The sequence below is a fragment of the Prevotella marseillensis genome, assembly GCF_900625065.1.
Lineage (GTDB): Bacteria > Bacteroidota > Bacteroidia > Bacteroidales > Bacteroidaceae > Prevotella > Prevotella rara.
The window spans coordinates 1,569,134-1,582,852 of the sequence record NZ_UYXY01000001.1 but is presented as its reverse complement, the minus strand read 5'-3'; the positions used below and the strand labels follow the sequence as shown (position 1 = coordinate 1,582,852).

Annotated in this window: 9 protein-coding genes; 2 read left to right on the top strand and 7 right to left on the bottom strand. The window is 43.3% G+C overall.

Annotated elements, in window-relative coordinates:
- The first annotated feature begins 180 nt into the window (after window positions 1-180).
- Window positions 181-2,610: a T9SS type A sorting domain-containing protein gene (locus EJL04_RS06650; RefSeq protein WP_125104452.1), complete on the top strand. Its 2,430-nt coding sequence runs from the start codon at window positions 181-183 to the stop codon at window positions 2,608-2,610.
- Window positions 2,611-3,478: 868 nt separating this feature from the next.
- Here the strand turns inward: EJL04_RS06650 and EJL04_RS06645 are convergent.
- Window positions 3,479-5,614, bottom strand: a complete 2,136-nt coding sequence (locus EJL04_RS06645) for a Tex family protein (protein WP_125104451.1) — start codon at window positions 5,612-5,614, stop codon at window positions 3,479-3,481.
- A gap of 301 nt (window positions 5,615-5,915) precedes the next feature.
- Here EJL04_RS06645 and EJL04_RS06640 point away from each other — a divergent pair, with 301 nt between their 5' ends.
- Window positions 5,916-7,775, top strand: coding sequence for an SLC13 family permease (locus EJL04_RS06640; RefSeq protein WP_021855555.1), 1,860 nt, complete (start codon window positions 5,916-5,918; stop codon window positions 7,773-7,775).
- 213 nt (window positions 7,776-7,988) lie between these two features.
- Here EJL04_RS06640 and EJL04_RS06635 read toward each other — a convergent pair whose 3' ends face one another.
- The 6 genes from EJL04_RS06635 to EJL04_RS06610 form a co-directional block, all read right to left on the bottom strand.
- Window positions 7,989-8,402 carry a secondary thiamine-phosphate synthase enzyme YjbQ gene (locus EJL04_RS06635; protein ID WP_125104450.1) on the bottom strand — a complete coding sequence of 138 codons (414 nt, stop codon included), beginning with the start codon at window positions 8,400-8,402 and terminating at the stop codon, window positions 7,989-7,991.
- Window positions 8,403-8,457: 55 nt separating this feature from the next.
- Complete coding sequence (locus EJL04_RS06630) at window positions 8,458-10,923, bottom strand: TonB-dependent receptor (protein WP_241209955.1); 2,466 nt, start codon at window positions 10,921-10,923, stop codon at window positions 8,458-8,460.
- 499 nt (window positions 10,924-11,422) lie between these two features.
- Window positions 11,423-11,998: a phosphoribosylglycinamide formyltransferase gene (gene purN / locus EJL04_RS06625; protein ID WP_021855558.1), complete on the bottom strand. Its 576-nt coding sequence runs from the start codon at window positions 11,996-11,998 to the stop codon at window positions 11,423-11,425.
- A gap of 29 nt (window positions 11,999-12,027) precedes the next feature.
- The gene (locus EJL04_RS06620; RefSeq protein ID WP_021855559.1) at window positions 12,028-12,456 is read right to left on the bottom strand and encodes an RNA-binding S4 domain-containing protein; all 429 of its coding nucleotides are present in this window, start codon (window positions 12,454-12,456) and stop codon (window positions 12,028-12,030) included.
- Window positions 12,456-13,028 carry an aminoacyl-tRNA hydrolase gene (pth, locus tag EJL04_RS06615; RefSeq protein WP_021855560.1) on the bottom strand — a complete coding sequence of 191 codons (573 nt, stop codon included), beginning with the start codon at window positions 13,026-13,028 and terminating at the stop codon, window positions 12,456-12,458. Before pth ends, EJL04_RS06620 begins: the two co-directional genes overlap by 1 nt.
- A 10-nt stretch (window positions 13,029-13,038) precedes the next feature.
- Window positions 13,039-13,638, bottom strand: a complete 600-nt coding sequence (locus EJL04_RS06610) for a 50S ribosomal protein L25/general stress protein Ctc (RefSeq protein ID WP_021855561.1) — start codon at window positions 13,636-13,638, stop codon at window positions 13,039-13,041.
- Between the last annotated feature and the right edge of the window lie 81 nt (window positions 13,639-13,719).

Here is a 13,719-nt window from a genome sequence, read left to right as displayed (position 1 = left end):
TTAACGCAAAGGTAACATATTTTTCTGAATAATAATATGTCGTAAATTCTTTAATATCAATGATGAAACATATTTTAACAAACGTGTCCCGTCCTTTGTCCATAAGGTTTTCTTTGCATTAATTTTTAAATGTAATAATTTTGGGAAAACTTTTATTCACGAATCTAAATTTATATAATTATGAAAAAACATTTTTTACTTATGCTTGCCGGCTTTTGTGGCGGATGCGCAGTATTTGCACAGAGCGGTGATGATGGAAAGAAGGCATGGTTTACTGAAACACAGTATTATTCTAGTGGTGTGAATAATGAAGGACAGGCAATTGTTTTCGTCGATCAAGGTAAGCCTTATGAAATATGGACACCAACTACAGGAGATATAAAAACTATAGGCGGTATATCTGCCGGAAATGGTGTGGGAGGATTAGGCCGTTACTCAGATGACGGCGCGAGCATAGCAGCTGTTATGCATAGTGATAAAATTAATGTTTTCTCAGAATGGGTAAAAACAACTTTAAAAGATATAGACATTAATTTTACCGAATTTTCTCGCGCTAAAGGCTCAAGCTTATTTACTGTCGGCTCCAGCAAAGATAAGCAGAAAGGATATATGACAAAGACCACCAATAATGGTAAGGTTTGGATGACATCCAGTATTGCTGTAATCAACAATGAAGGTGGTTCCGGAAGTCAGATCCAGGCTTGGAAAGGCGGTCTTAAATTTGTGGCATGGTTGTCTACATACAATGGATTTGCAGGCGGATATAATGGCTGTTTCTATTTTACGAACAATAATGGAAGTTCATGGTCTGAAGTAGATCCACATCCGGCCGGAAATACAGATAAGGTTGATGTTTATTGTGCTATGGATTTCATTCCTGTAGAGGAAAATTATCGCTACAAATATGGTGTGTTGGGAATGAAACTTGAGGATGGCACAGGTGCTGTTTGGTATAGTACAGATGCCTCTGAAACTTTTGAAGTTGCAACAGGTGTTAAGGGTGTTCCTGTAAGTTTCTGTCATGTAGGCCAGATTTATTTTATGGTTACAGACAATGGATTTATACAGAAGTCTGAAGACTACGGAAAGACATGGACAACTGTATATGAAGCAGGCGCTTCTGTAAATCCTTATTCTGATGAAAACACACAGGTGTTCAACCGTATACGTTTTGCTGACGAAAATAATGGTATGGCATTGTGCGTAGGAAGCATATATATTACTACAGACGGCGGTGCAACATGGACTAATGCTAAAGTTGCTTCTGGTACAGAAGATATAAGTTGGAATGATGTTTCTTTCTCTGGCGGTACAGCTATGATAGTTGGAAACAATGGCAATGTTTATGAAAGCTCAGACATGGGTGCTAATTGGAATAAGGTGGATATTGCCGATGCTGATAACTGCAATTTGTTCGGCATTGCAAATGAGGAGTCTTCAATTAATATCTGTGCAGAGAACGGGACCTTCTTCCACCAGGAAAAGGCTGAAAGTGTAAGCGGATACACTGCTGCTATATACGATGTTGAAACGGGTGAATGGACAGGACTTTCTGGTACCGGATATTTATCAGATGGCGTTGCATCAAATGCGTATGATATATCAGGAGACGGTTCAACTGTTGTTGGTGGAGTTTATGCTTATGAGCAGTTAACTGCAAGTAGCGCCATCAGATGTGACGCAGCAGCATGGGTAAACGGCAAATTGATAGACCTGGGTAATAAGTTTGCAGCAATGAACCGTGCTTCATTGGCCTATAAAGCAAGCTATGACGGTAGTGTTATCGTTGGTTGGCAGGATCATCACGGACCTTGGTTTAGCTCTGTTTGGCGTAAAAACGCAGATGGAGGATATGACCATAGCTTTATGTTTAAAGATCCTGAAATGACAGAAGATGACCTTGACACGAGCGATACAGCAGCAGGATATCTTGACATGCAGTCGAAACTGTTGGGTATGTGTAACGCAGTGTCTTCAGACGGAAAGATTATTGGTGGCCGTGGTAATTCTTTGTATGCAGTAGAGGGTGCATGGCTTTGGAGCGAAGAGAAAGGATTGCAGCTGCTTAATCCTGAAGAAGGTGCAGATGACATGGTATATGACATGACAAACGACGGATCTTTCGTGGTTGGTCAGCTTGGAACTGGTAATAGTGCATGGATTTGGAGCGAAGAGACAGGAATGGTTGAGATGAACAGATATCTGACAGAATATCTCGGTATTGATCTTGACGGACATACAATATGCGGCGTGATGGACCTTTCGCCTAATGGACGATATATAACAGGATGGTGTATGAAAGACCTTGGTAAATATGCGTATGTGGCAGACCTTAAAGCTAATGCTACAAGTATAGAAAAGGAAATAGAGCAGACAAAGGCTGCTGTTTATCCGAATCCTGTTGCATCAGAGCTGCATATAGACCTGCCTTTCGAGGGCGTCAGCACACGTATCAGCTTATATAGTGCTCAGGGATGCTGTGTTAAGTCTATGACAACAACAAGCGTAAGCAACACAATGAATGTTGACGACCTGACTGAAGGATTGTATATTCTTGACGTAAATGCCAACGGAAACCATAAGAGCTTCAAGGTTATCGTTAAGCATTGATTGCACGTGGCTTAATTAATAGAGAGAGTTAGCATTGCGGAGCATTTGGGAGAGGGCCTTTGGCGCAGCGTGACATACGCCCGACTGTATGGCCTCAGACTCTCCTGAATGCTCCTTTTTTTATTGGGGGATTATGACGATTCTTACGTTTCGGTGTATCTTAATAAGCTGCTTGTGTTTGTTATTGTTTTTTTATTGGCTGTATTCGGCATGCCTGAGCCTGTGCTTCCTGTAATCTGGCCACGAGTTTATGCGTTTTGCTTTGTGTAAGTAAAAACGGCGGATGGATGTGCATAATGATATTTCAGTTATGTCATAAATTTTAGATAAAATAGAGAACGCAATAAGATAGAGTCAGTCTTTTAGGTAAATTATATTTACATATAATGACGAAATGTAGGCTTTGGCATATTCAAACAATGTCTTTTGTATGACAAAATACTGTCTTTTGCATCGTAAAACGGCAGTTTCTTTAAGGCAAAACGGCCATTTCCGGGCATCAGATAATTGGTTTTTGATGTGTAAATGGCAAGAAAATAATGCACAAAACATTTATTGTGTATGTAATGTCTTGATTGAATGTATGTTACAATTGCACACGGATTTGTGGCATTTTTACGCCCGTCGGATTTTTATTTTCAAATATCTCAGCCTGAGCGCATCAACGAAATCCAATGTGTAAGAAATATGACGTTTCCGCTTAATTTATGCACTATTGGGATTGAAAAAACATAACGGACAAATGCAGGAGTTTAATGTCCAGACATTTGTCCGTTATATTGTCGTGTGTGTAGCGGCGGCAGGATGTGTCCTTTTTCAGTCTTGCAGACATCGTAAATGCCCTCTGACATCCTGTCTGCCTTTGGCATTACTTGTCTACGGCTTTCATCGAAAGCGATATTCTGTTGCGTCTGCGGTCTACCTCTATAACCTTCACCATTACGTGCTGATGTAATTTGACAACCTGTGTGGGGTCGCTTACATATCTGTCGGCAAGCTGTGATATGTGCACCAGTCCGTCCTGATGAACTCCAATGTCGACAAAAGCTCCGAAGTTGGTAATGTTGGTTACAATGCCCGGCAGAACCATGCCTTCAACAAGATCATCGGGAGTGCTCACGTTAGGATCAAATTCAAACTCTTCGAGCTGTTCGCGCGGATCGCGTCCAGGCTTTTCAAGTTCGGCCATAATATCTGTTAACGTTGGCATGCCTACTTTTTCGCTTACATATCTGTCAAGCCTGATGCTCTTTCGCTTGTCTTTGTCTTTAATCAGTTCTGTCACGCTGCATCCACAGTCTTTTGCCATTTTCTCTACAATCTTATAGCTTTCAGGGTGTACGGCTGTATTGTCAAGCGGATTTTTTGCGTCAGGTATCCTCAAGAAACCTGCACTCTGCTCAAATGCCGACGGGCCGAGCCGTGGCACCTTCAGCAGTTGAGAACGGCTGCTGAATGTTCCGTTGGCCGTGCGGTAGTCTATTATATTCTGTGCAAGCGTCGGTCCAAGGCCGCTCACATAGGTGAGCAGGTGTTTGCTGGCGGTGTTAAGGTTTACACCAACCGAGTTGACACAGCTTTCAACGGTAAGGTCAAGGCTTTTTTTCAGCTTGGCCTGGTCAACGTCGTGCTGATATTGTCCTACGCCGATGCTTTTAGGGTCAATCTTTACAAGTTCAGCCAGAGGGTCCATAAGTCGCCTGCCTATGCTTACGGCACCGCGCACGGTTACATCCTTGTCGGGAAACTCCTCGCGCGCAGTCTTTGAGGCAGAATAAACTGAAGCTCCGTCTTCGCTTACTGTGAAGACCTGTATGCTGTCTGCAAGTCCGAGAGTCTTTACGAATCTGTCAGTCTCACGGCTTGCCGTGCCGTTGCCTATTGCTATGGCCTCTACGCCATACTTTTTCACCATCTCCTTTATCTGTGTTGATGCTTCTATCTGTTCATTGCGCGGAGGGTGGGGGAATATGGCTTCGTGATGAAGCAGGTTGCCCTGCTCGTCGAGGCATACCACCTTGCATCCTGTACGGAAGCCTGGGTCGATGCCCATCACGCGCTTCTGTCCTAAAGGCGCGGCAAGCAGAAGCTGGCGCAGATTCTCTGCAAATACGGCTATGGCATCGCCGTCGGCATTCTCCTTGCTCAGGGTGGCAAACTCCGTTTCTATTGAAGGCTTAAGCAGACGCTTGAACGAATCGGTCACAGCTTCGCCTACTAGTGTTGAACACCTGCCGTAGCCTCTTACGAAAAGACGTTTTAGCTTTTCAACGCATTCTTCGTCGTCGGCAGAAATGCTTACGCGCAGTATGCCGTCCTTCTCGCCCCGCCTCATTGCCAGCAATCTGTGTGACGAGCATCTTTTCAGCGGTTCGGAGAAATCAAAGTAGTCGGAGTATTTTGCGGCCTCGTCAGTGTCGGCCTTGCTCTTTATTACTTTCGAGGTTATTATTGCCCCGCGTCTGAAGGCATTGCGCAGCTGGCTACGTGAGCGTTCGTCCTCACTGACATTCTCGGCTATAATGTCCAAAGCTCCCTTTATGGCGTCTTCCTCGCTTTTGACGTTCTCGTTTATAAATCTCCGTGCTGTTGTCTCGGGGGCGTTGTCGCGTTGCAGCATTATTATTGTTGCCAGCGGTTCGAGGCCGTTCTCCCTTGCCACCTGGGCCCTTGTGCGCCGTTTCGGCTTGTAGGGCATGTAGATGTCCTCAAGCACTTCCGGCTCCCAACATTCGTTAATACGCTTTTCCAGTTCGGGGGTAAGTTTACCCTGTTCGCTTATTGTCTTTATTATGGTTTCCTTACGTTTGGCGGTTTCCTTCATGCGCTCGTTCAGTTCACAAATCTGTGTTATCTGAACTTCGTCAAGCCCTCCTGTACGTTCTTTCCTGTAACGGCTTATGAAGGGGATGGTGCATCCCGAGTCGAGCAGCTCCAGGGTGTTGTCAACATATTTTATGTTGATGTTCAGAAGGTCGGATATTCGTTTGGCAAATAGATTCATCTTTACTGTATTGATTAACTTTGTTACAAAAATACTGCTTTTCGGTTAAAATGCAATCCTGTGCACCTATTTTTAAAAGTTAAATGTTATGTAGCACGGAGTGCAGGTTTTATTTGTTTCGTTAAAGGATAGTAAAAAAGAGAAGCCCGTCAGCAGTCTTTCTTTTAAAATGGTTATCTTTGCATATAACCATATAACATGGTTGCCTGAGCTGTATGTCTGTCGTGCTGGCAGGTTTGCGGCCGTAGGTGTATGTCATGTTTTTTTTGATAGACTGATTCAGAAAACTATTCTTGTTTATATGATAACGACATTAATAATACTTGCTGTTTCCGCTTTCTTTTTTGCAATAGGAAAAATACGTTCAGACATTGTTGCCCTGTGTGCTCTTATACTGCTTATGTCGTTGGGCATACTGACGCCAGAAGAGGCTCTTTCAGGCTTTTCAAATTCGGTGGTGATAATGATGGTAGGCCTGTTTGTTGTTGGCGGAGCTATATTTCAGACAGGACTTGCAAAGATGATAAGCGGACGCATAATGAAGCTGGCAGGCGACAGCGAACTGCGCCTGTTTCTTCTGGTTATGACAGTTACATCCGTTATTGGGGCATTCGTCAGCAACACGGGTACGGTAGCCCTTATGTTGCCTATCGTTGTGAGTCTTGCAGCCAAGGCCGGCATAAGTGCGGGGCGCCTGCTCATGCCGTTAGCCTTTGCCAGCAGCCTTGGCGGTATGCTGACGCTTATCGGTACGCCGCCCAACCTTGTTATTCAGGGCGTTCTTTCTGAGAATGGCTATGCTCCGTTGTCGTTTTTCTCGTTCACTCCTGTCGGACTGATATGCATTGTCATCGGCATCATCGTGCTTCTGCCGCTCAGCAAGTGGCTGCTTGTCAAGAAAAATGATGGCGACAAGGATAAGGAGCACAAGACAAAATCTCTCGACGAACTTGTGCGTGAATATCGTCTTGATGAAAATCTTTCGCGCTTTGTCGTAGGGGCCGGATCTAAGGCTAAGGGAAAGACTGTGGCTGAGCTTGACGTACACAACCGTTATGGACTTACTGTGCTGGAAATAAGGCGTGAGACAACCAGGCAGAAGGGTATAATAAAAAGTGTAAGTCAGAAACTTGCCGGTCCGAATACAATAATGCAGGACGGCGACATAATATACGTGATAGGGGAGAGAGAACAGGCATTGAGGCTTGCTGCAGACTACTCTTTGGACATCCCTTCAAAGGCTGTTTCTGACGGACATGCAGAACATGAGTCACTCGACTTTTATGACATTGGCATTGCTGAGATAGTATTGCTGCCTACGTCGCGCCTCGTAAACCGTCTGCTAAAGGAATCGTCGTTCCGCTCTAAATATGGCATAAACATAATCGGTATAAGGCGTAAGGGCGAATATATAATGGAGGGTCTGCCTGATGTGCGCCTGCATGGGGGCGACGTGCTTCTGGTTCAGGGAACATGGGCCAACATAAGCCGTTTAGGCAGGGATGAAGACGACTGGGTGGTGCTGGGACAGCCGCTCGAAGAGGCCGCAAAGGTAACTCTCGACTATAAGGCACCGCTGGCAGCCTGCATAATGTTGCTAATGATAGCCATGATGGTGTTCGACTTTATTCCTGTAGCTCCAGTTACGGCTGTTATGATAGCCGGCGTGCTGATGGTGCTTACGGGATGTTTCCGTAACGTTGAGGCTGCATATAAGACAATTAACTGGGAGAGCGTGGTGCTTATTGCTGCCATGTTGCCTATGTCTGTGGCATTGGAGAAAACCGGAGCTTCGGCATTGATTTCTCATTCGCTTGTAAGCGGATTGGGTGCATACGGCCCGTTTGTGTTGCTTGCAGGAATTTATTTCACGACGTCGCTTCTTACTATGTTTATAAGCAACACTGCTACGGCCGTGCTTATGGCTCCCATTGCCTTGGCTTCCGCAACGGAAACTGGGCTAAGTCCATATCCTTTCCTTTTTGCCGTTACGCTTGGTGCCAGCATGTGTTTTGCCTCACCGTTTTCAACACCGCCAAATGCACTTGTCATGCAGGCCGGGCGGTACACATTTATGGACTATGTAAAAGTTGGACTTCCTCTGCAGATAATTATAGGTCTGGTTATGGTGTTTGTTCTGCCTCTGCTTTTCCCGTTCTGACAAACCGGTATTTGCTGTGGACGGATAAGCAGTGATAAACCATTCATACAAAATTATCCGGTTTTACTTTTAATATAATTGTCTATTAAAGCAAAACTGGCCATATCATGACACTCTTTTCTGAGTGATGATATGGCCAGTTTTATTATTGTCTGCTCCGTTTGTGCGGGTTCTTGTCAATTTAAATGCCAAACAGTGCTGGCAGGGGTGTGTTTATTCGCCTATAATCGTGGCAACTATGCGTCTCGGGCCGCCGTGGCTCCTGTATTCACAGAGATAAAAACCCTGCCATGTGCCGAGATTCAGACGGCCATCAGTTATGGGTATGCTGAGACTTACGCCTGATATGACAGATTTTGCATGGGCCGGCATGTCATCGCTTCCTTCAAGGGTATGACAAAAGTATGGCTGATTTTCGGGTACTATGTGGTTGAATATGCCTTCCATGTCTGTGCGTACGTCAGGGTCAGCATTTTCGTTTATGCAAAGTCCGCAGCTTGTATGTTTAACAAATAGATTCAGCAGTCCGTTTTTAGGCAGTTGCGGCAGCTGGCTTATTATCTCGTTGCTTATAAGATGAAAGCCTCGTGTACGCGGTTTCAGTGTAAATTCCGTCTGTTTTATCATTTCTTATAAAATTATCTGTTGCTTGTTGTTATGTAAATTTCTGTCCTCCATTGTGTCAGAAATGCAGGTCGATGTCAAATCCTGCTTGTATCGGAGTGCCGCGCTGAGCTAGATAAATGGTTTGTCCGGATGCGCTGCTGTCGAATGCGAATGTGTTGTAATGAGTGTCTGTAATGTTACGGCACCACAGTTTCAGGCTTACGCCGGTGAAGTTAATGTCGGCATGTGCTCCTAACAGAGCATAGAATGGCTGGCTGTATGTGTTGGCCTCATTCCAGTATGTGCGTCCCTGAGCTGTTACGTCTGCGCCGATGACAACAGACTGTACGGCTGACCCATTGAGTCTTATTCTGTAGTCAGCTCTGGCATTTAGAGTGTGCATTGGTATAAATGGCACACGTTTTCCGTTGTAGCTTATCTCGGTGTCATTACTTGTCTCGTTGTATTCTTTGAATGTCGCTCTTGTAAGGCCGTATCCAGCCGACCATGTTAGACTGTTGTCGAACGCACTGCCGCGCAGTGCTGCTTCAAGTCCCCAGCTTATGCTTTTTCCTGCATTGACCATCATTCGTCCGAATCCGTATTCACCGGCCATTACTGATAATTGCTGGTTGCGTATCTGCATGTAATACACGGCTAAATCGGCATGAATCTTATTGTCAAACAGGTTAAGATGTGCACCAATTTCATAGTTCCAGCTTTCCTCCGGCTTGTATGATATCGTATTGTTTATTTCATCATAGTCTGCCTGTGTGTGAGGTATGTCATAGCTTCCTGTCATGGCTTTGTTGCTGTTTTCGTTAAGTTCATGTTGAAGTATGTCTGAAAACATCTGTATGTTGTAGCCTCCGGCCCTGTATCCCTTACATACAGTGGCATACACGTTACTTCCGTTAGAGTCAATTGTGTAGCTAAGACCTACTTTCGGAAGTAGTTGGCTATAGTTGTCGTGCGACATGTTGTTGAGCATTGATGTCAATGTGTTTGTCATGCTTTGTCCCATAACATTTGCCGTAATTGCCATTGCAGCGTATGTGTCGTAATGAACTTTTACCCTGTTGTAGTCGTATCTAAGTCCAAGTGTGGCTGTCAGCCGGTTTGTAAGACTGATGTTAGATTCATGGAAGACGCCGATGTTGAGCTGTGGAGTGTTGAATGTAGCCGGAACTTTCATGTCTGCGCTTACATTAATTCCTCCAGCTTTCTCTATTGCCGCGGCTGCTGCTTTTTCGGCTGCAGCCTGCGGCATGCCTGCTGCAACCATCTTGTCGATCATTGCCTTAAGTATTGAATTATACATTGCCGATTGTATTCCGCCTGATATACGGCCGGTAAAGTCTTCGTCGAAAAATACAGGGGCGTCAGTTCTTAGCCATTGGTACGATCCATAAAGGCCTGTAGCATGTTTCCATTTACCTTCTGTGTTATTTCTTACGGTCAGTTCCTGTGTTATTGCGTTAGTGAGCTGCCGCTGCTCCAGATGCATGAAGTCTGATGCAAGGTAGTCTTGGTCCATCATCATGCAATCGTCCATGAATTGATAACTTGTGGTTGATGTCAGTGTAAATTTGTCTGTTGCATATTTAAGGTTAAGGCCAGTGTTAAGCATATTTCGTTTATAGCTGTTTTGTCTGTTGGCCGATGGTGATTCAACATTGTTGGTCGTTATGTCAAGCAGACCATATGGGAAGGCGTTTTGGTTTACATACTGATAATCGGCTGTAAAGTCTATGGTGAACCTGTCTGTTAGTCTTGACACAAAGCGTGCCTTGCCGCCAGCCTCATTATAATTGTCAGCTCTGTTGCCTGTTGTCTGATTTTTAAAGAATCCGTTACTTCCGCTATAAAAACCTGCAATGCTGAAGGCAGCGTTATCACCAAGCTTTCCGTAATGAGCTGCTTCAAAATCCCTTTGAAAATGTGTGCCCAGACCAAGATGAATGTCTGTTCCCTGATATTTCATCGGATTTTTTGTATATAAGCGCAACAGTCCGCCTTCTGTATTCATGCCATACAGTGTGCCTTGTGGACCACGCAGAATGTCGGCTCGGTCAATCTGGTATGTATGTATGTTGAATGCGCTCTTGTTTACCATGGGGATGCCGTCGACATATATTCCTATTGCAGGATTGTTTACTCGCGAGCCTATACCACGGATATACATTGAAGATGTAAGACGTGAACCGTATGCAGGCATTGCGAAAGAAGGTACATAGCTGGCAAGCATGCTCAGGTCTGTTATTCCAAGGCTGTTTATGTCGTTGCCGGTGAACATTGAAGAGCTAAGTGGCTGCTGCCTCAGAAGCAAAGCTTCTTTGGGCTGTGATACGATGACAACTTCATCAAGGTTGTATACTCGTGAAGTGTCTGTTGCTTCAATTTTATTTGCAACGTTTGTCAAAGAAACTTTGTTTTCAGAAAATGCTGTGTTACTGTAATATTTAAACACTGCAGCCTGACTTTCGGTTGTTGTTAACCACATCAAGGCAACTGCCATGTATGTTATTTTTTTTGTATCCATTTGTATTCACCGTTTTTATTTTCGCCTGCAAAATTAAGTATTACACATTTTATGTGCAATCCTTATTTATGTGGATTTTTGTATTGTAGTTGTATGTGTTTTTTGTTGGTTTCGTTCTATTTTTATCACAACAGGTCATAAGCTCCTGACGTATTTTTATTTATATAAAATAGGTCGTCTATGGTTTCTGCTGGTATATTGGTTGTTTTATAAAACAGATAGTATTATAAAAAGGAAAGTGTTAATATGGTAAGTCTAATATTGTTTAGTGGTAAAACTGGTTTTGAGTTGGCATTTTGATTTATATACTATGCCGATTTTATATTGCATTGCATGCAGAATAAATTGTACAATTAATGTAGTCAGCAAAATATATCACTGGCTTTTATGCGTTTATCTAAATGGAGATATAACTTGGTAATTAAAGCTGTGTGAAACACACATATTAAAGTGTGGAGCTTATTGTGTTATATATTGTACAGAAATCTAGGGAATCAGATTAAGAATTCATTTTTAACACAACATCTTCTATTGTCTTCGGAAAATATTTCTGTTCAAGTTCATGAACCTTTGACTCGATAACTTCTACCGTGTCGTTTTCTGTGAGTGGGGTTGTATATTGCTTTATGATTGCGCCACCATCGCATACATTGCTCACAAAGTGTATCGTGATGCCTGTTTCTGTTTCTTTTGCAGCTTTAACGGCCTCATGAACATGATGTCCGTACATGCCTTTGCCACCAAATTTGGGCAGTAGTGACGGATGTATGTTTATAATTCTATTTTCAAAATTTTCAATGAGAAAATCAGGTATCATGAGCAGAAATCCTGCTAATACGATGAAATTAATATCATTCTCTTTTAACAAAGACAACATTATCTCCGCATTGTTTATTTCTGCTTTTGTCAATACTTTGCAGGGAACATTATATTTGCTGGCACGAGTCAAGACATAAGCATCTTGCTTGTTGCTGATAACAAGATTAATGTTTATATCTTTGTGGTCAGTGAAATATCTTATTATATTTTCACAGTTAGTGCCGTTTCCGGATGCAAATATTGCGATGTTTGTCATTTGGTTTGTATTTAATGATATTATTGTTTTCAAAACTCATCGTCATCGAAAGAGTCATCCCAGTCGTCGAATCCGAATTCTGCCGGTTCTATAAATGCGTCCAGACTTCTTCTTTCTTTCTTTGTCGGACGACCTGTTCCTCGTGCACGGTCAATGAAACCGCTGATGCGGTTCATCTCAAGAATTTCATATTGTTTAGGATCTGTAACATTCTCATAAATGCCAGGAATGAGCTTGGCGCCTACGCGTTGTTCTATGCATTGTAATATCTTAAATGAGTATGTTACAGGAGGCTTCTTCACGGATACAGTTTCCCCTATTTTAACCATGTGCGAGGGCTTTACGTTGACGCCGTTTATGGTTACTCTTCCGTTCTTGCAGGCATTGGCGGCCAGTGAGCGTGTCTTGAATATTCTTGACGCCCACAGCCATTTGTCTATTCTCGCAGTGTCTGCCATTATTGGTGCTTTTTGTTATATTGATTCATTGTAATGTTGACTCCAGCCAGTACAAAACTTTTGATTATTTCAATAGATGTGTCTATTGCCGGAGTAAGCGTCTTCATGTCTTCTTCGTCGTATTTTCCCAATACCCAGTCTACTTGTGCTCCTTTAGGAAAATCGTTGCCGATGCCTACACGCAGACGTGAATACTGTTGCGTACCGATAACGCTTTGGATATTTCCCAGACCGTTGTGCCCGCCATTGCTTCCGCTTGCTTTCAGACGTAATGCGCCTAAAGGCAGTGACAAATCGTCAACTACAACAAGAAGATGTTCAAGAGATATGTTCTCTTTGTTCATCCAGTATCTAACGGCATTGCCGCTGAGGTTCATGTATGTAGTTGGTTTAAGCAGTATGAGCTTGCGGCCTTTTATGGATGTTTCTCCTATAAAGCCGTATCTGCGGTCTTCAAAAATAATATTGGACGCTTTCGCGAAAGCGTCCAATATCATAAATCCGGTATTGTGTCTGGTATTCTGGTATTCATCACCAGGATTTCCCAGTCCTACAATCAAGTATTTATCCATTCTTTAGTTATTATTCAGCGTCTTCAGCTTTGCTGGCTGCATTAGATTTACGTGTAGCCTTGATTGAGCATACAACAACCTCTTTGCTTGTAGCCATCTCCAGACCTTCGAAGTGCAGGTCGCCAACCTTGATGCTCTTACCGATCTTCAGGTCAGTAACATCGATGTCGAGGTGCTCAGGAATATCCTGATATTTAGCTGTAACGTTGATTTTGCGGATAGAAAGGTTCATACGTCCACCGTCGCGGATACCCTGTGCAAGACCTGTGAGCTTAACAGGTATACCGATTGTGATAGGCTTCTGGTCGTTAACCTCATAGAAGTCTACGTGCAGAAGTGCGTCTGTTACCGGGTGGAACTGCAGTTCCTTCAGTATTGCAGTATGGCTTTCACCATCGATAATAAGGTTTATTACATAGATGTGAGGAGTGTAAACGATTTTGCGGAGCTCGTTCATCGGGCATGTGAATGCCAATGCTTTAGGTGCGCCGTTTTCGTCCTTTGCCTCACCATAAAGGTTACATGGGATAAATCCTTCTTTTCTCAGGTTCTTAGAAGATTTCTTACCGATGGTACTTCTTTTTTTACCGGTTACTTCAATTTCTTTCATAATAATTGTGTTACTCTAAATTAAGTTAATAAAATCTTGCTTAATTCACCATCACACGAGAATAAATTTCACGATGTGCTC

Coding starts and splice junctions, on each gene's coding strand:
- purN (WP_021855558.1), bottom strand. CDS start 11,998: ATGACAAACATCGCAATATTTGCATCCGGAAACGGCACTAACTGTGAA.
- EJL04_RS06645 (WP_125104451.1), bottom strand. CDS start 5,614: ATGAATCTATTTGCCAAACGAATATCCGACCTTCTGAACATCAACATA.
- EJL04_RS06640 (WP_021855555.1), top strand. CDS start 5,916: ATGATAACGACATTAATAATACTTGCTGTTTCCGCTTTCTTTTTTGCA.
- EJL04_RS06620 (WP_021855559.1), bottom strand. CDS start 12,456: ATGGCAGACACTGCGAGAATAGACAAATGGCTGTGGGCGTCAAGAATA.
- EJL04_RS06650 (WP_125104452.1), top strand. CDS start 181: ATGAAAAAACATTTTTTACTTATGCTTGCCGGCTTTTGTGGCGGATGC.
- EJL04_RS06635 (WP_125104450.1), bottom strand. CDS start 8,402: ATGATAAAACAGACGGAATTTACACTGAAACCGCGTACACGAGGCTTT.
- EJL04_RS06630 (WP_241209955.1), bottom strand. CDS start 10,923: ATGGATACAAAAAAAATAACATACATGGCAGTTGCCTTGATGTGGTTA.
- EJL04_RS06610 (WP_021855561.1), bottom strand. CDS start 13,638: ATGAAAGAAATTGAAGTAACCGGTAAAAAAAGAAGTACCATCGGTAAG.
- pth (WP_021855560.1), bottom strand. CDS start 13,028: ATGGATAAATACTTGATTGTAGGACTGGGAAATCCTGGTGATGAATAC.